General features: G+C 72.4%; 19 protein-coding genes. 12 read left to right on the top strand and 7 right to left on the bottom strand.

Going from position 1 to position 20,494, the window contains the following annotated elements; genetic code table 11:
- Nucleotides 1-42: 42 nt before the first annotated feature.
- Nucleotides 43-1,476: an MFS transporter gene (locus tag AC1UE5_RS05175; protein ID WP_482921011.1), complete on the top strand. Its 1,434-nt coding sequence runs from the start codon at nucleotides 43-45 to the stop codon at nucleotides 1,474-1,476.
- On the opposite strand, the gene AC1UE5_RS05170 is transcribed toward AC1UE5_RS05175, so the two are convergent.
- Complete coding sequence (locus tag AC1UE5_RS05170; RefSeq protein ID WP_482921010.1) at nucleotides 1,458-2,627, bottom strand: NAD(P)/FAD-dependent oxidoreductase; 1,170 nt, start codon at nucleotides 2,625-2,627, stop codon at nucleotides 1,458-1,460. The genes AC1UE5_RS05175 and AC1UE5_RS05170 overlap by 19 nt on opposite strands.
- Nucleotides 2,628-2,664: 37 nt before the next feature.
- Between AC1UE5_RS05170 and rpsA the strand changes: the two genes are divergently transcribed.
- The 4 genes from rpsA to AC1UE5_RS05150 are packed head-to-tail and all read left to right on the top strand — an operon-like array spanning nucleotide 2,665 to nucleotide 6,812.
- Nucleotides 2,665-4,095: a 30S ribosomal protein S1 gene (gene rpsA, locus AC1UE5_RS05165; RefSeq protein WP_482921009.1), complete on the top strand. Its 1,431-nt coding sequence runs from the start codon at nucleotides 2,665-2,667 to the stop codon at nucleotides 4,093-4,095.
- Between the two features lie 14 nt (nucleotides 4,096-4,109).
- On the top strand, nucleotides 4,110-4,703 hold the full coding sequence (gene coaE / locus AC1UE5_RS05160) for a dephospho-CoA kinase (RefSeq protein ID WP_482921008.1): 594 nt from the start codon (nucleotides 4,110-4,112) through the stop codon (nucleotides 4,701-4,703).
- 5 nt (nucleotides 4,704-4,708) lie between these two features.
- Nucleotides 4,709-5,344, top strand: a complete 636-nt coding sequence (locus AC1UE5_RS05155) for a lytic transglycosylase domain-containing protein (protein ID WP_482921007.1) — start codon at nucleotides 4,709-4,711, stop codon at nucleotides 5,342-5,344.
- A gap of 46 nt (nucleotides 5,345-5,390) precedes the next feature.
- Nucleotides 5,391-6,812 carry an amino acid permease gene (locus AC1UE5_RS05150; RefSeq protein WP_482921006.1) on the top strand — a complete coding sequence of 474 codons (1,422 nt, stop codon included), beginning with the start codon at nucleotides 5,391-5,393 and terminating at the stop codon, nucleotides 6,810-6,812.
- On the opposite strand, the gene AC1UE5_RS05145 is transcribed toward AC1UE5_RS05150, so the two are convergent.
- A complete protein-coding gene (locus AC1UE5_RS05145) occupies nucleotides 6,737-7,711 on the bottom strand; it encodes an NAD-dependent epimerase/dehydratase family protein (RefSeq protein ID WP_482921005.1) in 975 nt (324 codons plus the stop codon). The genes AC1UE5_RS05150 and AC1UE5_RS05145 overlap by 76 nt on opposite strands.
- Nucleotides 7,708-8,112, bottom strand: a complete 405-nt coding sequence (locus AC1UE5_RS05140) for a DUF4345 family protein (RefSeq protein ID WP_482921004.1) — start codon at nucleotides 8,110-8,112, stop codon at nucleotides 7,708-7,710. Before AC1UE5_RS05140 ends, AC1UE5_RS05145 begins: the two co-directional genes overlap by 4 nt.
- Nucleotides 8,113-8,161: 49 nt before the next feature.
- Between AC1UE5_RS05140 and pdxR the strand changes: the two genes are divergently transcribed.
- Nucleotides 8,162-9,571 carry a MocR-like pyridoxine biosynthesis transcription factor PdxR gene (gene pdxR, locus AC1UE5_RS05135; protein WP_482921003.1) on the top strand — a complete coding sequence of 470 codons (1,410 nt, stop codon included), beginning with the start codon at nucleotides 8,162-8,164 and terminating at the stop codon, nucleotides 9,569-9,571.
- Nucleotides 9,572-9,622: 51 nt separating this feature from the next.
- Here pdxR and AC1UE5_RS05130 read toward each other — a convergent pair whose 3' ends face one another.
- The 3 genes from AC1UE5_RS05130 to AC1UE5_RS05120 all read right to left on the bottom strand — a co-directional run bounded on the left by AC1UE5_RS05130 (nucleotide 9,623) and on the right by AC1UE5_RS05120 (nucleotide 11,329).
- Nucleotides 9,623-10,240, bottom strand: a complete 618-nt coding sequence (locus AC1UE5_RS05130; RefSeq protein ID WP_482921002.1) for a hypothetical protein — start codon at nucleotides 10,238-10,240, stop codon at nucleotides 9,623-9,625.
- Between the two features lie 4 nt (nucleotides 10,241-10,244).
- Entirely contained in the window at nucleotides 10,245-10,877 is a 633-nt protein-coding gene (rpsD, locus tag AC1UE5_RS05125) for a 30S ribosomal protein S4 (protein WP_482921001.1), read from the bottom strand.
- A gap of 86 nt (nucleotides 10,878-10,963) precedes the next feature.
- Complete coding sequence (locus tag AC1UE5_RS05120) at nucleotides 10,964-11,329, bottom strand: DUF1801 domain-containing protein (RefSeq protein WP_482921000.1); 366 nt, start codon at nucleotides 11,327-11,329, stop codon at nucleotides 10,964-10,966.
- Between the two features lie 63 nt (nucleotides 11,330-11,392).
- Between AC1UE5_RS05120 and uvrB the strand changes: the two genes are divergently transcribed.
- The 6 genes from uvrB to AC1UE5_RS05090 all read left to right on the top strand — a co-directional run bounded on the left by uvrB (nucleotide 11,393) and on the right by AC1UE5_RS05090 (nucleotide 19,353).
- On the top strand, nucleotides 11,393-13,402 hold the full coding sequence (gene uvrB / locus AC1UE5_RS05115; RefSeq protein ID WP_482920999.1) for an excinuclease ABC subunit UvrB: 2,010 nt from the start codon (nucleotides 11,393-11,395) through the stop codon (nucleotides 13,400-13,402).
- Nucleotides 13,403-13,515: 113 nt separating this feature from the next.
- Complete coding sequence (locus AC1UE5_RS05110) at nucleotides 13,516-14,016, top strand: RDD family protein (protein ID WP_482920998.1); 501 nt, start codon at nucleotides 13,516-13,518, stop codon at nucleotides 14,014-14,016.
- Between the two features lie 17 nt (nucleotides 14,017-14,033).
- A complete protein-coding gene (locus tag AC1UE5_RS05105) occupies nucleotides 14,034-14,804 on the top strand; it encodes an HhH-GPD family protein (RefSeq protein WP_482920997.1) in 771 nt (256 codons plus the stop codon).
- Nucleotides 14,805-14,847: 43 nt separating this feature from the next.
- A complete protein-coding gene (locus AC1UE5_RS05100) occupies nucleotides 14,848-15,711 on the top strand; it encodes a DivIVA domain-containing protein (protein WP_482920996.1) in 864 nt (287 codons plus the stop codon).
- Nucleotides 15,712-15,809: 98 nt separating this feature from the next.
- Nucleotides 15,810-18,701: an excinuclease ABC subunit UvrA gene (gene uvrA / locus AC1UE5_RS05095; protein ID WP_482920995.1), complete on the top strand. Its 2,892-nt coding sequence runs from the start codon at nucleotides 15,810-15,812 to the stop codon at nucleotides 18,699-18,701.
- Between the two features lie 22 nt (nucleotides 18,702-18,723).
- Nucleotides 18,724-19,353 carry an acyltransferase gene (locus AC1UE5_RS05090; protein ID WP_482920994.1) on the top strand — a complete coding sequence of 210 codons (630 nt, stop codon included), beginning with the start codon at nucleotides 18,724-18,726 and terminating at the stop codon, nucleotides 19,351-19,353.
- Here the strand turns inward: AC1UE5_RS05090 and AC1UE5_RS05085 are convergent, their stop codons facing one another.
- Entirely contained in the window at nucleotides 19,354-20,493 is a 1,140-nt protein-coding gene (locus tag AC1UE5_RS05085; protein ID WP_482920993.1) for a hypothetical protein, read from the bottom strand.
- Between the last annotated feature and the right edge of the window lies 1 nt (nucleotide 20,494).

Genomic DNA, 20,494 nt, shown 5'->3' with positions numbered 1-20,494 from the left:
CCGGAGTCGGCAGGGGTGGCGGGGCGGGATAGCCTCGCCACCATGACCGATCGCGACAAGCGCATCACCCTCCTCGCCGCGATCATGGGGTCGTTCGTGGCGCTGCTCGACGGCAGCGTCGTGAACGTCGCGCTGCCCGCGATCACCGACGACCTCGGCGGCGGGCTGGCCGGGCAGCAGTGGGTCGTCAACGCGTACCTGCTCTTCCTCGGCTCGCTGATCCTCATCGGCGGCTCGCTCGGCGACCTCTACGGGGAGCGGCGCGTGTTCACCCTCGGCGTCGCCGGCTTCGGCGCCGCGTCCGTCCTGTGCGCCGCCGCGCCGACGATCGAGCTGCTCGTCGCCGGCCGCGCGCTGCAGGGGATCGCGGGCGCGCTGCTCACGCCCGCGTCGCTCGCGGTCATCGTCGCCGTGTTCCCGCCCGAGGAGCGCGGCAAGGCGATCGGCACCTGGACCGCGTACACGGGCATCGCGATGCTCGTCGGGCCGCTCGTCGGCGGCCAGCTCGTCGACGCGTTCGACTGGCGCTGGGTCTTCGGCATCAACGTCCCGTTCGTCCTCCTCACGCTCGCGCTCGCGACGCGCATGCCGCCCGCGCACGGGATGCCGGAGGGCCGTCAGGTCGACGTGCTCGGCGCGACGCTGTGCGCGGTCGGACTCGCCGGCCCGACGATCGGCCTCATCCGCCAGCCCGAGGTCGGCTGGGGCGCCCCCGACGTCGTCCTCCCGATCGTGCTCGGCCTGCTGGTCTTCGCCGCGTTCATCGGGTGGGAGCGCCGTGCACCCGACCCGATGCTCCCGCTCGGCCTGGTCCGCCGCGGCAACTTCGCGTGGGGCAACGTCGAGACGCTCCTGATGTACGGCGGCCTCGGCGTCCAGTTCTTCCTGCTCGTCGTCTTCCTCCAGCAGGTCGGCGGCTACAACGCGCTGGAGGCGGGGCTCGCGACGATCCCGTCCACGATCGTGATGTTCCTGCTCGCGCGGAGGTTCGGCGCGCTCGCCGACCGCCACGGCCCGCGCGCGTTCATGGGCTTCGGCCCGCTGATCTCGGCCGCCGGGACGCTGCTGATGCTCGCGCTGATCGACGACGACCCGGCGTTCGCCACCGAGGTGCTCCCGGGCGTCCTCGTCTTCAGCCTCGGCCTCGCGATCACCGTCGCGCCGCTCACCGCCGCGATCCTCGCGGACGCCGACGAGCAGAACGCGGGCATCGCGTCCGGCATCAACAACGCGGTCGCGCGGGTCGCCTCGCTCCTGGCCACGGCGTCGATCGGCGCGATCATCGGCGGCACGCTCGACCTCGACGGCTTCCGCATGGGCCTCGGCTTCGCTGCGGCGCTGGTGGCCGCCGCGGGCGTGGTGGGGCTGATGGGGATCCGCAACGCCTCGCGCCGCGACGTCCCGTGCGAGGCGTGCCCGGGCGGCGCGCTCGTGGGCGCGCCGGCGGACGCGGGCGACTACGCGGCGGCGCGCTGAGCGGCGGCGCGGCGCGCCGGCGGGGGAGACGCGAGCGCGAACTCCGGCGGCGCGATGTTCAGGTAGTGGTTGAAGGCCCAGTGCGAGAGCCGGCGCGAGGCGAACGCGCGCGAGGTCAGCGCCATCAGCGGCGTCTTGTTGACCGGCCCGACGATGTTCTGCACGCGCTTCATCCACAGGTACGGGCGCACGTGCGAGTCGTTGAACTCGCCGTACCGCGCCAGCGCCTGCGAGCGGGTCTGGCGGCCCTCGACGACGCCGCGCAGCTCCCGCCCCAGCGCGAGGCCGAAGTAGAACGCAGGGCGGATGCCCTCGGCGGTGACCGGCAGGCAGTGGCCGGCGGAGTCGCCGACGAAGAAGACGTCGCGGTCGGTCGCCTTGCGCAGCTTGTGGGGGATCCAGTTGCCCTGGTAGCCGTCCGGCTCGACGCCGACGTCGCTCACGAGGTCGAGCGTCGGCTGCTTGACCGGGATGTGCGGGTCGAACGAGCCGACGCCGACGCGCACCTCGTCCTTCGCCGGGAACGACCAGCCGTAGCCGGGGACGATGTACTTGGGATCGAGCCACAGCTCGAGGTCCTCGTCCGAGCCGGCGGGGTGGACCTCCAGGCCGCGCGACAGGAACGCCTCGGGCGGCTGCACGTTCGCGCCGCTGCCCAGCACCCGGCGCCAGCCGAGCGCGTCGACGACCAGCGGGGCGCGCAGGTCGCCGCGGTCGGTGTGGACGACATGAGGCGTACCCGCGGGCGCGCCCGCGGGCGCGCGCGTGATCCCGTTCACCTTCGCCGTGTCGAACTCGGCGTCGCCCTGCTCGAACAGCAGCCGGCAGATGAGCCGGTAGTCGAACGTCGAGAACGACCACGGCAGCGGCCAGAACGTGTCGCTGGTGGGCGTGTGCACGCGGAGCCGCGAGAACGTCTGCAGCACCGACTCCTCGAGCCCGAGGTTCTCCAGCCAGGCCGTCGGCGCGGCGCAGGCGGAGGTCTGCTTCTCGCCGATCTCGTAGCGGTCGATGACGAGCACCTTCGCGCCGCTGCCGGCGAGCTCCCGGGCGACGGTGAGGCCGGCGAAGCTCGCACCGCAGATCAGCACATCGACATCGCGGTCCAGCGGGGTGCGCTCTTCCCCGCGCTTCGTGGCTCTCACAGGCATGGCGCGGGAAGGGTACTGCGCTACCCTTCGTCGACTCATGGCAACCGACACAACGTCCGACGCACGCGTGGTTGAGGGGTCCGACGGTCTTCTCCTGGAGATCGACGGGCAGATCGTCCCGAACTACGACGCCACGCTGCGCCACTTCGATGAAGGCGATGTCGTCACCGGTCGCGTCGTCCGGATCGACAACGACGAGGTTCTCGTCGACATCGGCTACAAGAGCGAGGGGGTCATCCCCTCCAACGAGCTTTCGATCAGGAAGTCCGTCGACCCGCATGACGAGGTCGAGATGGGCGAGGAGGTCGACGCGCTGGTCCTCACCAAGGAGGACCAGGACGGCCGCCTGATCATGTCCAAGAAGCGCGCCCGCTTCGAGAAGGCGTGGCGGCGCATCGAGGCAGCCCAGGAGTCGGGGGATCCGATCCAGGGCACCGTCATCGAGGTGGTCAAGGGCGGTCTGATCATCGACCTCGGCGTGCGCGGCTTCCTGCCCGCGTCGCTGGTCGACATCCGCCGGGTGCCGAACCTCGACGAGTTCATGAGCCAGACCCTTGAGTGCAAGGTTATAGAGCTCAACCGTTCGCGGAACAACGTGGTCCTCTCACGCCGTGCGGTGCTCGAAGAGGAGCGCAAGGAGCAGCGCCAGGAGATCCTGGACCGCCTGCAGCCGGGCCTGGTCGTCGAGGGCGTCATCTCGAACATCGTCGACTTCGGCGCGTTCGTGGACCTCAACGGCATCGACGGCCTCATCCACATCTCCGAGCTCTCGTGGTCGCACGTCAACCACCCGAGCGAGGTCGTGTCGATCGGCGACGAGGTCCAGGTCAAGGTCCTCGACATCGACCGCGACCGCCAGCGCATCTCGCTGGGTCTCAAGCAGACCCAGGAGGACCCGTGGCAGCGCGTCGTCTCGATGTACAACGTCGGCGACGAGCTCGAGGGCCAGGTCACCAAGGTCGTGACGTTCGGCGCCTTCGTCGAGATCCTCGACGGCGTCGAGGGCCTCGTCCACATCTCCGAGCTGGCGCCGTACCACGTCGAGAACCCGCGTGAGATCGTCAACCCGGGCGACGAGATCAAGGTCAAGATCCTCGAGATCGACTCCGAGCGCCGCCGTCTCTCCCTGTCCGCCAAGCGCGTCGAGGACCAGATCCTCGAGATGAAGCAGCCGCCGGAGGGTGGCTACGGCGAGGGCGAGGGTGCCGGCGACCTGGACGACGTGCCGGAGCTGGGCCTGAGCGAGGACGTCTTCGCCGGTGGCGGCGACGTCGCGGTCGGCGAGGCCGACGCGGAGGAGGCCCCCGCGGCCGAGGCCGCCGTAGAGACGGCCGAGGAGGCGCCCGAGGGCGTCGACGCGCCGGCCGACGAGGGCGAGCCGCCCGTCCGTGCCGCCGAGGAGGAGGTCGCGCCCGAGGCGACGGCCGAGCCCGAGGCCGCCGCAGAGGACGACGCCGAGAAGAGCTGAACGGAGGGACCGTTGTGACGACGGTCCCCTTCGTCGGTCTGACCGGGGGGATGGGCGCGGGGAAGTCGACCGCGCTCGCCGCCCTGGAGCGCCTCGGCGCACGCACGATCTCGACGGACGCGGTCGTGCACGAGCTGTACGGCGACCCCGCCGTCGTCTCCGCGGTCACCGGCCGCTGGGGCGACGCGGTTGCCCCCGGCGGGGTCGTCGATCGCTCCGCGGTCGCGCAGCACGCGTTCGCGGGGCCGGACGAGCGCGCCTGGCTCGAGCAGCTGCTGTGGCCGCTCGTCGGGCAGCGCGTCGCGGCGTTCCGCGAGGAGGCGCTGGCCGCCCAGCCCGCGCCGCGGGCGGCGGTGGTGGAGACCCCGCTGCTGTTCGAGGCCGGGATGGACGCCATGTACGACGCGACGATCGCGGTGATCGCCGACGACGCGCTGCGCGCCGAGCGCACCGCCGATCGCGGCCACCACGGCGTCGACGAGCGCAACTCCCGCCAGCTGACGCAGGATCAGAAGGCGCAAAGAGCGACCTTCGTGGTCCGCAACGACGGGTCGATTTCCGACCTGGAGGAGGAGCTGTCGTCCGTGCTTGCGAAGCTTCAGTCGTGAGCACGATGGCCCGCAGCCGATCGACGGGGTCCGCCCGGCGGGGCTCGGCCCGTGCGCGCCAGCGGCGCCGGCAGGTCGCGCGGCGGCGCATCGCCGCGCTGCTCGCCGCGTTCGCGGTGCTCGTCCTCGGCGCCACGACGCTGCTGCCGAAGGTCGAGGACACGGTGCGGGAGGTGACGCTCCCGCTCAAGCACGAGGACATCATCCGCCAGCAGGCCGCCGACAAGGACCTCGATCCAGCGCTGGTGGCGGCCGTCATCTACGCGGAGTCGCGCTTCCGCGACGCGACGTCGCACGCCGGTGCGCGCGGCCTGATGCAGATCACCCCGCAGACGGCGCAGGAGATCGCGCGGCGCTCCGGCGGGACGCAGTTCGTGCAGGAGGATCTCGCGACGCCGCAGGTCAACATCTCCTACGGCACGTGGTACCTGCGCTGGCTCAGCGAGCGCTACGGCGGCAACGACGCGCTGACGCTCGCCGCCTACAACGCCGGCACCGGCAACGTCGACAAGTGGATCGCGCGCGACCCCGGGCTGCGGACGGACGAGATCCCGTTCCCCGAGACGCGCCACTACGTCGACAAGGTCCTGTCCGCGCGCGAGGACTACCGCTCCACCTATCGCTCCGAGCTCGGGCTCTAGCGCCCGGCGATAAGGGAAGCTGATCGCCGGGTAGGGGCCGCCAGCAATGGCGACCGTGCTCGGCCCCAAGAAGACGATCGAGGAGACCCTCGAAGCCACCGAGGTCGAGGGCGCGCGGCTCAGGCGCGATCTCGGCTCGCTCGACGTGCTGGTGATCGGCGTCGGCGTGATCATCGGCGCCGGCATCTTCACGCTCGTCGGCGTCGGCGCAGGCACCGCCGGCCCGGCGGTGACGCTGTCGTTCGTGCTCGCCGGCGTCGTCTGCGCGCTGGCGGCGTTCTGCTACGCCGAGCTGGCCGCGATGGTGCCGGCGGCGGGGAGCGCCTACACCTACGCGTACGCGACGCTCGGGCAGCTGATCGCGTTCATCATCGGGTGGGACCTCGTCCTGGAGTTCACGATCGGCGCGTCCGCCGTGGCGGTGAGCTTCGCCGGCTACCTGAACTCGCTGCTGGACCAGGTCTTCGGCGTCACGCTCCCGGACGCGATCACGGCGCCGCCCGGCGACGGCGGGACGGTGAACCTGTTCGCGGTCGCGATCGTCCTCGTCGTCGGGTTCGTCCTCGTGCGCGGCGTGCGCATCACCGCGCGGCTGAACATCTGGCTCGTCGGCCTGACGATCACCGTGCTGCTCGTCGTGATCGGCGTCGGCGCGACCGAGGTCGACACGAGCAACTGGGAGCCGTACTTCCCGTCCGGCTGGGAGGGCGTCCACGAGGGGGCGGCGCTGCTCTTCTTCGCCTACATCGGGTTCGACATCGTGGCGACGACCGCGGAGGAGTCCAAGGACCCGAAGCGGTCGATGCCGATCGGCATCATCGGCTCGCTGGCGATCGTGACCGTCCTCTACATCGCGGTCGCTGCGGTCATCACCGGCATGAAGCCGTTCGACCAGCTCACCGGCGACGCGCCGGTGGCCGACGCGTTCAAGGGCGAGGGGATGGACTGGGTCGCCGCGTTCATCTACGCGGGCGCGCTGGTGGCGGTGCTGAAGACCGTGATGCTGCTGATGCTCGGCCAGTCGCGCGTGGCGTTCGCGATGGCGCGCGACCGGCTCCTGCCCGGCTGGTTCGGCGTCTCCCACCCGTCGTGGGCGACGCCCTACCGCATCACGCTCGCGACGATGGTCGCCGTCGCGTTCCTCGCGGGCGTGGTGCCGCTGTCGACGCTCGCGGAGCTCGTCAACATCGGCACCCTGTTCGCGTTCGTCGTCGTCTCGATCGGCGTGCTGCTGCTGCGCTACACCGCGCCCGAGCGCGAGCGCCCGTTCCGCGTGCCCGGCCTGATCGTCATCGCCCCGCTGTCGGTCGCCGGCTGCATCTACCTGATGGCGAAGCTGCCGTGGGAGACGTGGGAGCGCTTCCTGATCTGGATGGCGCTCGGCCTGATCGTCTACTTCGCGTACTCGGTGCGCAACTCGCGCGTGGGCTCCGCGCGCAGGAACCCGCCCGAGCGCACGGACGGGTAGGCCGGCACCCAGTCGAGCTGCTCGCGCGCCCGCGCGTTGGAGACCGCCGGGAGCGTCGTCGAGTAGTGCACCGCCATCGGGCCCGCGACGCGCCGCGCGATCCACGCCGGCACCCGCATCGGCTTCTTGGCGCCGAGCTCGCGTGCGAACGCGGGCAGCCAGTCGCGCGTGGCGATCGGGTCGTCGTCGACGACCTGGACGATGCCGCGCACGTCCGGGCGCTCGACCGCGGCGAGCGTCGCGCGCGCGGCGTCCCCGACGTGGCAGAAGCTGAAGTGCCCGTCGCCGCTGCCGACGAGCGGGAACTTGCGCGCCGCGACGTCGTCGTGGATCTGCCCGCCCGACGCGAGGTGGGTGCCCGGGCCGTAGAAGAAGCCGTAGCGGAGCACCAGCCCGCCGCGCTGCACGACGCGCTGCTCCAGCCCGGCGATGATCGGCAGCGCGACGTCCCACGGCGGCGGCGTGCCGTCGAGGTAGACCGGGTCGTCCTCCGTCCGGGCCCGCGCCGGCGCACCGTCCGGCTGGTGGAGGAACGCGATCGACTGGAAGACGTGGCGCGCGCCGGTGAGCAGCGACGCGTCGAGGAGGTTGGGGGAGCCGAGCAGCCGCAGCGGCGCCATCGCGGCGTAGAAGCCGCGCATGTCGCGCGGGTCGTAGCGCTGGGGCAGGTCGGTGGTCTCGTCGAGCACGACGTCGGGCTGCAGCTCGTGCGCGAGGTCGAGCAGCTCGTCGCGCTGGGTCGACACTTCGCAGACGACGCCGCGCGCGCCGGCCGCCTCGATCTGCGCGACCCGGTCGGGCCGGCGCGTGAGGCCGACGACCTCGTGGCCGGCGCCGGTGAGCAGCGGGACGAGCTGGCGGCCGATGGCGCCGGTCGCTCCGGCGAGGAGGATCTTCACGTGCGGCGCTCCTTCACGAGCAGGGCGAGCAGGACGAGGGTGACGAGCGCCTCCAGCGCCAGCGAGACGGGGCCGTTCCACGCCGGGTCGGTGCCGTTGACGTCGATCGCGTGGCTGATGGTGTGGAGGGCGTACTGGAGCGCGAGGATCGCGAGCATCGGCACGCGCCAGTCGGCGCGCCGGGCGCCCAGCAGCGCGGCGGCGCCGAGCGCGATCTGCCAGCTGCCGAGGTCCTTGATGAAGTGGTCGTTCTGCGGCGGGTACGGGCCGAGCAGGTCGTAGAACGCGCCCGGCGCGACGAGCGCCAGGACGCCGGGGAGGATCTGGACCGCGGCGACGGCGTAGAGGACGGCCTCGGTGAGGTCGACGGCGTGCGCGCGCGGTGCGGGGGTCGCGGCCATGACCGGCACGTTGACAACCGCTGGCCCTTCCGTTGAGGTCCAGTTCGCCATGGGACGCGAGGGCCAGTTGCTCGACCTGCTGCTGCCGCTGGGCGGCGACGGGCCCCTGCACACGCAGCTCGAACGGGCGCTGCGCGACGCGATCCGGGCGGGGACGCTCGTGCCGGGCGCGGCGCTGCCGTCCACGCGCGCGCTCGCGCGCGACCTCGGCCTCTCGCGCGGGGTCGTCTTCGAGGCGTACGGCCAGCTCGCCGCGGAGGGCTACCTCGTCGCGCGGCAGGGCGCGGCGACGCGCGTGGCCGACCGGGCCGCGCCCGCCGTCGCCCCGCGGCCCGCGCGGCCGTCCGCCGTCCTGCGCTCGTTCCCGCACGACCTGCGCCCGGGGCGTCCCGACCTCGCGTCGTTCCCGCGCGAGGCGTGGTCGCGCTCCTGGCGCCACGCGCTGCAGACGGTCCCGGACGCGGCGCTCGGCTACGCCGACCCGCGCGGGGCGGCGGCGCTGCGCGGGGCGCTCTCGGCGTTCCTCGGCCGCTCCCGCGCCGTCCTGCCCGACCCGGAGCGCACCGTGATCGTCAACGGCGTCACGCACGCGATCACGCTCGCCGTCCGCGTGCTGCTCGCGCGCGGCCACACGACGCTCGCGGTGGAGGACCCGGGCTTCTGGCTCCACCGCTGGACGGTCGAGCGGGCCGGCATCGGCGTCGCCGGCGTGCCGGTGGACGAGGAGGGGCTCGACGTGGCGGCGCTCGCGCGCACGGGCGCGCGGGCCGTGCTCGTCACCCCCGCGCACCAGATGCCGACCGGCGTCGTGCTGTCCGCGGCGCGGCGGGCCGAGCTGCTCGCGTGGGCCGAGGAGGTCGACGGGCTCGTGATCGAGGACGACTACGACGCCGAGTACCGGTTCGACCGCGAGCCGGTCGGCGCGCTGCAGGGCGTCGCGCCGGAGCGCGTCATCTACGCGGGCTCCGCCTCGAAGGCGCTGGCCAACGCGCTGCGGCTCGGCTGGCTCGTCGCGCCCGAGGCGCTCGCGCGGGACCTCGCGCTCGAGCGCCACGCGACCGATGGGGGAGGGGCCGTGATCGAGCAGCTCGCGCTCGCGGGCCTGATCGAGCGTGGCGAGCTGGACCGGCACCTGCGCCGCACGCGCCGGCGCTACCGCGCGCGCCGCGACGCGTTCGTGGCGGCGCTCGCCGAGCACGTGCCCGAGGCGCGCGTGCCCGGCGTGGCGGCGGGGCTGCACCTGCTGGCGCGGCTGCCGCGCGAGGTGGACGAGGAGCGGCTGGGCCGCGAGCTGCGCGCCCGCGGCGTGGCGGTCGAGCTGCTGAGCCTGGCACGCGTCGCCCGCGACGACGAACAGGAGCCCGGTGTCGTCGCGGGCTACGCGCATCTCCCCGAAGCCGCCCTGTCCCGTGCGGCCGCGGAGATCGGGGAAGCAGTGCGCGCCACCCTCCACCCGTGACCGGCTTTGCGATCCGTCCGCAGGTGGGCCCGTTGGGTGGCGCGGACCTGGCTAGTTCAGCCGCGCCTCCACCTGCTTGAGCCGCGTGTCGGGGCCGGACGGCGCCCCTTCCTCCAGCGGCAGTTCTGCGGCGAGCTTGGCGGCGTGCAGCGCGCGGGTGATGTCGCCCGTGCGCTCCGCCCGCTCGATCACGTGGGCGAGGCTCATCTGCGCGAGCTCGTGCGCGCACCGCCACATCAGGTCGATGCCGAGGAGTCGCCCGTCGACGAGCGCGCCGTCGGTGACGTCGACCAGCAGCGGGGAGGCGCCCGGGTGGGCGAGCCAGACCACCGGCCCGTGGCCGACGAGGTCGACCTCGTAGCCGCGGCGCGCGGCGGCGGCGACCGCGGCGCCGGCGACGATGAGCGGGTGGCCGCCGCCGATCTCCAGCACCTCGGGGAGCGTGAGCGGGCCGCTCGGGTCGGCCGTCAGCTCCTCGCGGATCATGTGGGCGACCGCGCGGAGGTCGGCCTCCGGGCTGCCCGACGGATCGGGGAGCTGCGCGGCGAGGGCGTCCAGCCAGGCCTCGGCGCCGAGCAGGTCGACCGGGCCGAGCTCCGCCGCCGTCGCGAGGAGCATCTCCTCGTGCGGCGGGCACGTCCCCGCTGCGAGCGTGGTGAACGACCGCATGGCGCTACCGCCGGGCGTAGAACTCGACGATGAGCTGCTCGTCGACCGGGACCGAGATCTCGTTGCGCTCGGGCAGCCGCAGGACGCGGGCGCCGAGCTGGTCGAAGTCGGCCTCGACCCACGACGGGACGCTCGTGACCATCTCGGTGGCGTTGCGGGCCAGCGGCTCCACCGGGGCCTCCGGCTTGAGCTTGACCTGGTGGCCGACCTTGACGAGGAAGGAGGGGATGTCGACGCGCTCGCCGTCGACCAGCACGTGGCCGTGGTTGACGAACTGCCGCGCCTGCGCGCGGGTCGACGCCAGGCCGGCGCGGTAGACGACGTTGTCGAGCCGGCGCTCCAGCAGCCGCAGCAGCTCGTCGCCGACGCGGCCCTGGCGGCGCGTCGCCTTGTCGACGTAGCGGCGGAACTGCTTCTCGCGCACGCCGTAGTAGCGCTTGGCGCGCTGCTTCTCCCGGAGCTGGATCGAGAACGTCGACTCGCGCCCGCGGCGCCGGGTGTGCCCGTGCTGGCCGGGAGGCGCGTCGCCGCGGCGCTCGAGCCCCGACTTGCCGGCGAGCAGGCGCTCGCCCTTCAGGAACAGCTCGACGCCCTCGCGGCGCGAGAGCTTCTCGGTCGGTCCGGTGTAGCGGCCCACGTGTGCTTCGTCCTTCGTTCGTTAGGTCGTCCTAAGGCTTAGGTCAACCTAACAGATCACGACCGCCGCAGTCGGAATTGCGAGCCTCAGCGCAGCACGCGCGCGATCACCGCCGCGTGGACGAGCTCCTCCACGTGCGCGCGCGGGGGAACCGTCGTGCACGGCAGGTACCGCGTCTGCACGCCGTCGCCGCGGAGCAGGCCGCGCGGGTCCGGCAGCGAGGCGCCACGCTCGAACAGCATCTGCACCACGTCGCCGCGCGGGAAGAGGCCGACGAGGTAGCCGGCGTCGGGGTGGTGGTAGTTGATCGCCCGCCAGCCGCGCTGGAGGCGCTCGGTGAGGTCGGGCTCGATGTCCAGCAGCAGCGCTCGCAGCTGCAGGGTCAGGTCGGCGAGGGCCGGGTGGTGCTCGCGCAGGTAGGTGCGAAGCTCGTCGCTCGGGGGTACCGTCACGCCCCGAAGCCAAGCGCCGAATGCGGACGAAAAGCGACCGCATCGCGCCGTACCCTGGAACTCGTGCCCGCCTTCCGCCTCGACTCCGCCTACAGCCCGACCGCTGACCAGCCCAAGGCGATCGACCAGATCGCGGAATCGCTCGACAGCGGCAACAAGTTCACGACGCTGCTCGGCGCCACCGGCACCGGCAAGACGATGACGATGGCGAGCGTGATCGAGCGCGTGCAGCGCCCGACGCTCGTCATGGCCCACAACAAGACGCTGGCCGCGCAGCTGTGCAACGAGTTCCGCACGTACTTCCCGGACAACGCCGTCGAGTACTTCGTCTCGTACTACGACTACTACCAGCCCGAGGCGTACGTCCCGAGCCGCGACCTCTACATCGAGAAGGACAGCGCGATCAACCAGGAGGTCGACCGCCTCCGTCACGCCGCGACGGCCGCGCTGTTCGCGCGTCGCGACGTGATCATCGTCGCGTCCGTCTCCTCGATCTTCGGCCTCGGCTCACCGCAGACGTACTCGGACAACATGCAGATCCTCAAGCGCGGCGAGTTCACCGACCGCGACGCGCTGCTGTCCAAGCTGGTCTCGCTCCAGTACACGCGCAACGACGTCGCGCTCGGCCGCTCGAACTTCCGCGTCCGCGGCGAGACGCTCGAGATCTTCCCCGCCTACGCCGAGTCGGCCTACCGCGCGACGTTCTTCGGCGACGAGGTCGAGCGGCTCCAGAACTTCGACCCGCTCACCGGCGAGCTGATCGAGGACGACATGGAGCACATCGCGATCTGGCCGGCCTCGCACTACAACGTGCGCGAGGGGACGATCGAGCGCGCGGTGGAGGAGATCGGCAAGGAGCTCAACGAGCGCTGCGCCGAGCTGGAGGCGCAGGGCAAGCTCCTGGAGTCGCACCGGCTGCGCCAGCGCACGCAGTACGACATGGAGATGCTGCGGGAGATGGGCTTCTGCAACGGCATCGAGAACTACTCGCGCATCCTCGACGGCCGCGCGCCCGGCTCGCGCCCGTACTGCCTGCTCGACTACTACCCCGACGACTTCCTCTGCTTCATCGACGAGTCGCACCAGACGGTCCCGCAGATCGGCGCGATGTACCACGGCGACCGCTCGCGCAAGGAGACGCTCGTCGACTACGGCTTCCGCCTGCCGAGCGCGATGGACAACCGGCCGCAGACGTTCGACGAGTGGCTGTCGATCACGCCGCAGATCCTGTTCGTCTCCGCCACGCCGGGCGACTTCGAGAAGGACCACAGCACGAAGGTCGTCGAGCAGATCGTCCGCCCGACCGGCATCGTCGACCCCGAGGTCGAGGTCCGCGAGACGAAGAACCAGATCGACGACCTCATGAACGAGGTCCGCAAGATCACCGAGAAGGACGAGCGCGTCCTGGTCACCACGCTCACCAAGAAGATGAGCGAGGACCTGACGGACTACCTGCTCGAGATGGGCTTCAAGGTCCGCTACCTGCACTCGGAGATCGACACGCTGGAGCGCATCCAGATCATCCGCGACCTGCGGCTCGGCGAGTACGACGTGCTCGTCGGCGTCAACCTCCTGCGCGAGGGCCTCGACCTCCCCGAGGTCGGGCTGGTCGCGATCCTCGACGCCGACAAGGAGGGCTTCCTCCGCGGCGAGACGTCGCTCATCCAGACGATCGGCCGCGCGGCGCGCAACGCCGAGGGCCGCGTGCTGATGTACGCCGACAAGGAGACCGCGGCGATGAAGGCGGCGCTGGAGGAGACCAACCGCCGCCGTGAGATCCAGCTCGCGTACAACAAGGAGCACGGCATCACGCCGCAGTCGATCGTCAAGGGCATCAGCGACATCGGCGAGTTCCTCCAGGCCGAGTCGAAGGTCCCGAAGAAGAACCGCCGGGCGAAGAAGAAGTCCGAGGGCCCGACGACGCCGGCCGAGCTGGAGAAGACGATCGTGGACCTGGAGGAGGAGATGCTCGCGGCCGCCGACGACCTGCGGTTCGAGTACGCCGCGCGCCTGCGCGACGAGATCCGCGACCTGCGGGCCGAGCTGCGCGACCTGCAGGAGGCGAAGGCCTGAGCGGCGACTCGCTCTGGGCCCGGCGCGACCCCGCGCTGGACCGGCAGGCCGCGCCGCCGCCGAGCGCGCCGTGGACGGCCCCGGAGTCGCCGGCCTCTCGCGACTGGCCCGGCGTGCCCGCCCCGCCGGTGTACGAGGGGTCGCCGGCGAGCGCGCTCCCGCCCGGCCTCGCGCTCGCCGGCTACGGCGCGCGGGTGCTCGGCGCGGTCGTCGACCTCGTCGTCCGCCTGGCGATCGTGGCCGTGCTCGGCGCCGTGGGCGCGGGGATCGACTACGCGGCCGGCGGCGACGGCGAGCTGGGGACCGGGATCGGCGCGCTCGTGGGCGGCGCGATCGCGTACCTCGCGTACGCGCCCTACCTCATGGCGACCCGCAACGGCCAGACGTGGGGCCACCAGGTCGCGCGCGTGCGCGTGGTCAAGCAGGACGGCCGGCCGATCGGGGGCGGTGGCGCGTTCGTCCGCGAGGTGCTCGTCAAGGCGGTGCTGTTCGAGGCGGTCGGGACGTTCATGCTCGTCGTGCCGGCGATCCTGAACTACCTGTGGCCGCTGTGGGGCAGCCGCAACGAGGCGCTGCACGACAAGCTGTGCGGGACGCTGGTCGTCCAGGCGTAGAGGACGTCCGGGCCGCGGTGCTCGGCTGGTACCGCGCGGTGGCGCGCGACCTGCCGTGGCGGCGGACGACGGACCCGTACGCGATCCTCGTCTCGGAGGTCATGCTCCAGCAGACGCAGGTCGCGCGCGTGGTGCCGCGGTGGGAGGCGTGGCTGGAGCGGTGGCCCGACGAGGTCGCGCTCGCCGACGCGACGCCCGCCGAGGTGCTGTCGGAGTGGGTCGGTCTCGGCTACAACCGCCGCGCGCTGCGGCTGCGGGAGGCGTGCGCGGTGGTGGCGCGGGACGGCTGGCCGTCGACGGCGGCGGGCCTGCGCGAGCTGCCCGGCATCGGCCCGTACACCGCCGCGGCGGTGGCGTCGTTCGCGTTCGGCGAGCAGGTCGCCGCGGTCGACACGAACGTCGCGCGGGTCGCGACGCGGCTGGGCTTCACGCCGGACGAGCTGCTGCCACCGGGCGCGGCGGCGGAGTGGAACCAGGCGGCGATGGAGCTCGGCGCGCTGGTGTGCGGGGCGCGCCGGGCGGCGTGCGACGGGTGTCCGGCGGCCGCGGTGTGCCCGAGCGCGGGGCGGGTCGTCGTACCCCCGCGCCGGCCGGCCGGTTCGCGGCCTGTGGTGCGGTTCGAGGACACCGACCGCTACGCCCGCGGGCGGATCGTCGCGGCGCTCGCCGCGGGGGAGGCGCTGCCCGCCGGACTGGGGGAGGAGCGTCTCGCGCGCTGCCTCGCCGGCTTGGAGCGCGACGGCCTGATCGTGCGCGATCCTTCCGGCGTTCCAGCCCTTCCCCCGTGATTTCGGCAAACCGGCCGGTTCCCGATGTAGAGTGCCGATTCACATGGCACTCGATCGTCAATCCATCGAAAAGCGCGACTTCCCGATCGGCCGCCGGGGCTACGAGCCGGAGGCGGTGGACGCGCACCTGGCTGAGCTCGCCGACCAGATCGAGCAGCTGCAGCGGTCGGCCCAGCGGCGCTCGGGCGCCTCGCTGGCGCAGGCCGCCGCCGAGCAGGTCCGCGCGATCGTGGAGGCCGCCGAGCAGTCCGCCGCGGCCATCGAGCAGGATGCCGAGTCCGAGGCCCAGCGCATCCGCGCCGAGGCCCAGCGCGACGCCCAGCGCACCGACGCCGAGGCCGTCGAGCGCTCCCGCGAGCACGTCGCGAAGGTCGGCGAGCAGTCCGGCGTCATGCTCACGCGCCTGGGCGCGATGGAGGAGGAGCTGGGCGCGCTCATCGATTCGCTGCGCCAGGGCTCCAACCGCCTGAAGGCTGACCTGTCGCTCCTCGAGACCAACATGGAGGACCTGTACACGGCCTCCGGTGGGAGCGCGGGCGCCGGCGCCCCGGCCGCCGCCTCCGCCGCTCCCCCCACGCCCTCGGCGCCCGCCGCGCCGGAGGTCGACGTGCCGGAGGAGCCGGTCGCGTCCGAGGTGATCGAGGAGGACGAGGTCGGCGACGAGGAGCCCCCGGCCGGCGTCGCGGACGTCGCACCCGAGGCGGCCACGCCGCCCGAGGCCGCGCCGCAGCCCGAGCGCACCGCGCCGACCGACGGCGGCGACGTCGAGGGCGCGCGCCTGATCGCGCTCAACATGGCGCTCAACGGCCAGTCGCGCGACGAGACGGATCGCTACCTCGCCGAGAACTTCGATCTCGCGGACCGCCAGGCCCTCCTCGATGAGGTGTACGAAAGCGTCGGCGGCTAGAAACCGGTCGATAACTGACCGCTTGACGTGAACGCGCCCGCACTTTGCGGGCGCGCGTCGTTCCGAACGTCTGTTCGCCGTCGTACCCTGGCTACGTAATGCGGCAGGACGACATCGTCATCTCGGGCGCCCGCGAGCACAACCTCAAGGACGTCAGCCTCACGCTGCCCCGCGACTCGCTCGTGGTGCTCACCGGCCTGTCGGGCTCGGGCAAGTCGTCGCTCGCCTTCGACACGATCTACGCCGAGGGCCAGCGCCGGTACGTCGAGTCGCTGAGCGCCTACGCGCGGCAGTTCCTCGGGCAGATGGACAAGCCCGACGTGGACTCGATCGAGGGCCTGTCGCCCGCGATCTCGATCGACCAGAAGACGACCTCCCGCAACCCGCGGTCGACGGTCGGCACGGTCACCGAGATCTACGACTACCTCCGCCTGCTGTGGGCGCGCGTCGGGACGCCGCACTGCCCGACCTGCGGCGCCGTCATCCAGGGCCAGTCGGCCGAGCAGATCATCGACCAGGTGATGGAGCTCGACGAGGGCACGCGCTTCATGGTCTGCGCGCCGGTCGTGCGTGGCCGCAAGGGCGAGTACGGCAAGCTGCTCGAGGAGCTGCGGCAGGAGGGCTACACGCGCGTCAAGGTCGACGGCGAGCTGCGCATGCTCGAGGAGGAGATCGTCCTCGACAAGAAGTTCAAGCACGACATCTCGGTCGTCGTCGACCGGCTCGTCATGCGGGCGGAGGTGCGCAAGCGCCTGGCGGACTCGATCGAGACGGCGGTCGCGCTGGCGGCGGGCATCGTGGAGATCGAGACGCTCGGCGAGGACGCCGGCGTGCGCACGTTCTCCGAGCGCTTCGCGTGCCTGGAGTGCGGCACCTCGATGCCCGAGCTCGAGCCGCGGATCTTCTCGTTCAACTCCCCGCACGGCGCGTGCGAGCGGTGCACGGGCCTCGGCTCCCAGATGGAGATCGACCCCGATCTCGTCGTGCCGGACCCGACGCTGACCATCGGCGAGGGCGCGCTGGCGCCGTGGGCCGGGTCGTCGTCGCAGTACTACGAGCAGGTCGTGCAGGCGATCGCCGAGAAGTACGGCGTCAACCTGGAGTGCCCGTGGGGCGAGCTGCCGCGCGAGCAGCGCGACCTGTACCTGTTCGGCACCGGCACGGACCGCATCCAGGTCTCGTACAAGAACCGCTACGGGCGCCGCCGCTCGTACGCCACGCAGTTCGAAGGCATCGTGCCCAACCTCGAGCGCCGCTACAAGGAGACCGACTCCGAGCTGCAGCGGGAGAAGATCGAGGAGTACATGTCCTTGATCCCGTGCCCGGTGTGCAAGGGGTCGCGGCTGCGGCCCGAGTCGCGGGCGGTGCGGGTCGGCGGGCTCGGCATCCACGAGTTCTCGGCGCTGAGCGTGCGCGCGGCGCGCAAGTGGATGGACGAGGTCGAGCTGACCGAGCAGCAGCGGCGGATCGCGCGCCTGATCCTCAAGGAGATCGAGGAGCGGATGCGCTTCCTCGACGACGTCGGCATCGGGTACCTGTCGATGGACCGCGCGGCGGCGACGCTGTCGGGCGGCGAGGCGCAGCGCATCCGGCTGGCGACGCAGATCGGGTCCGCGCTCGTCGGCGTCCTGTACGTGCTGGACGAGCCGTCGATCGGCCTGCACCAGCGCGACAACACGAAGCTGATCGGGACGCTGGAGCGGCTGCGCGACCTCGGCAACAGCGTCCTGGTGGTCGAGCACGACGAGCAGACGATGATGGTCGCCGACCACCTCGTCGACCTCGGGCCGGGCGCCGGCGAGCACGGCGGCCACATCATCGCGCAGGGGACGGCCGAGGAGGTCATGAAGGTCCCCGAGTCGCTCACCGGCCAGTACCTGGCGGGCAAGCGGTTCGTGGCGGTGCCCGAGAAGCGGCGGCGGCCGACGGGGTCGCTCGAGATCGTCGGCGCGACCGAGAACAACCTGCGCAACGTGTCGGTGAAGGTGCCGCTCGGCGTCCTGACGACCGTCACGGGCGTGTCGGGCTCGGGCAAGTCCACGCTCGTCAACGAGATCCTCTACAAGAGCGTCGCCAACCGGCTGCACCGCGCACGGCAGCGGCCCGGCGCGCACAAGGCGATCAAGGGCCTGGAGCAGGTCGACAAGATCATCCAGATCGACCAGTCGCCGATCGGCCGCACGCCGCGCTCGAACCCGGCGACCTACACGGGCCTGTTCGACGTCATCCGCGACCTGTTCTCCAAGACGCAGGAGGCGCGGGCGCGCGGGTACAAGCCGGGGCGCTTCTCGTTCAACGTCAAGGGCGGCCGCTGCGAGGTCTGCCGCGGCGACGGCCAGATCAAGATCGAGATGCACTTCCTTCCGGACGTCTACGTGCCGTGCGAGCAGTGCCACGGCAAGCGGTACAACCGCGAGACGCTGCAGGTGCGCTTCAAGGGCAAGACGATCGCGGACGTGCTCGACATGCCGGTCTCCGAGGCCGTCGAGTTCTTCGAGAACATCCCGAAGATCAAGCGGCGCCTGACGACGCTCAACGACGTCGGCCTCGGCTACATCCGCCTCGGCCAGCCGGCGACGACGCTGTCGGGCGGCGAGGCGCAGCGGGTGAAGCTCGCGACCGAGCTGTCGAAGATCGCGACGGGCCGGACGCTCTACATCCTCGACGAGCCGACCACCGGCCTGCACTTCGCGGACGTCGAGCGGCTGCTGGAGGTGCTGCACCGGCTGGTCGACGCGGGCAACTCCGTGGTCGTCATCGAGCACAACCTCGATGTCATCAAGACGGCCGACCGCATCATCGACATGGGCCCCGAGGGCGGCGACGAGGGCGGCGTGCTGGTCGCCTCCGGCACCCCCGAGGAGGTCGCGGCGACCGAGGGCTCCCACACGGGCGCCTTCCTCCGCGACCTCGTCACCCCGGCCCCCGCCAAGGCCGCCCGCACCAACGGCGGCACGCGCAAGCGCACCAAGCAGCCCGCCGCCGCCTGATCCGTCACGCTTCGCGGCACCGATGGTCCGGTACGACGACGCGAAGCTCTGGCTCCAGAAGTGGCGCTGGTACGAGCAGAACACCCTCCCGTGGAACCGCGCCCGCATCCACGCCGAGCTCGCGAAGCGGCGGGCGTTCGCGCGCTGGCCGGTGCACGGGAACGTCCTGGAGGCGCTGCGGGAGGGGCGGCTGGAGGTCGGCGAGCACACGCTGTTCGAGCCCGGGGTCTGGATCACCGCGCCCGGTGACGCGCGCATCCGCATCGGCGCGGGGTGCTTCCTCAACATGGGCGTGATGGTCGCGGCGCAGGACCTCGTCGAGATCGGCGATCACTGCATGTTCGCCAACGGCTGCTTCATCACCGACGGCAACCACCGCTTCGACGACCCCGACACGCCCGTGCCGTGGCAGGGCTTCACCAGCAAGGGCCCGACGCGGATCGGCGACAACGTCTGGTGCGGCGCGAACGTGGTGATCACGTCCGGCGTCACGATCGGCAAGCGCTGCGTCATCGGCGCGAACTCGGTCGTCACCGCCGACATCCCGGACTTCACGATCGCCGCCGGCGTGCCCGCCAAGCCACTCAAGCGGATCGAGTACGCGCGCGACCACACCGAGCCCGAGACGCTCCCGCCGACGACCGCGGCCTGATCAACGCCGCGCGACGAGCGTCCTGCTGGCCGGCCTGGCGCCCTTCGCGCGCGGCGTGAGCGTCACCGCGATGCGAACGCCGCCGGCCCGCCGGATCGCGGCCCGCGCCCGCTTGCCGAAGCGCACCGTGACGGCCTTCGTGCCGCGCGCCCCGACCGTGAACCGGCCGGTCGCCAGCGGCTTGCGCCGCCCTGGGGCGGCGGCAGCCGCCTGTGACGCGCGCGCCCCCAGCGCGGTCGCCGTGAAGGTCCCGGAGCACCCGCCCGGGCAGGACGCCTGGAACGTCGCGCTCGCGCCGTCGCGGCTGAGCTTCGCCTTCGCGGCCGACGGCGCGGCTGGCGGCGTCGCCGGGGGCGTGCCCGGCGGGATGTACGGCGGCGCGAGCGGGGGAGCGAGCGGGCCCGCGCCCGGCGGGGCCAGCGGCGGCTCGGTCACGTACTGCGTCCGCGTCAGCGTGAGCGTGCCCTCCCACGCGGGCGTGCACGAGACCTGGGCGCCCACCCCGCACATGCCGAACAGGCTCACCGGGTCGGGCTTGACGACCTGCACGATCTTCCCGGCCGCCCACGCCTCGGGCGGGATCGCGGCGATCACGTCCCACGGCCCGTCGCCGTCCTCCCAGCCCGCAGCGTTGCCGGTGTCGATCTCGGTCTCCTGCCACGTGCCGGACCGGCACGGGATCGAGAACCGGATGCGCTCGAACGGGCGGATCGTCAGCACCTCGGTCGGCAGGCTGGGCGTCTCCGCCTCCGGGTCGCCGCCGAGCAGCTGCGGCTCGCCGACGTGGCCCTCGCCGGTCTCGCCGCCGCACTCGATCGTCCGTGTGCCGTAGTCCGGCGACGTGTTGACGCGGGTGAACGTGCCCGTCGCCTCGGTCGAGCTGAGCCCGCTGCCGATCGCGACGATGCGCCCGTCGCGCACCGTGAGGCCGCCGAAGAGCGTGTACGTGTGCCAGGAGACGTCGACCCAGTCGCGCGTGCGCGTCCCGCCGGGTTCGGCGTTGTCGGAGTCGTAGTGCTCCTTCAGCGAACCCTTGACGTCGAGCTCCAACTGCCAGGTCGAGGTCGCGGCGCCGGCGGCGGCGGGGAGCGTGAGGAGCGGGAGGCAGACGAGCGCGGGGAGGAGACGGCGGTGGGGCATG

The sequence above is a fragment of the Parviterribacter multiflagellatus genome (genome assembly GCF_056863265.1).
The sequence above is the reverse complement of the archived record's forward strand: the minus strand, read 5'-3'. Positions and strand labels throughout refer to the sequence as shown.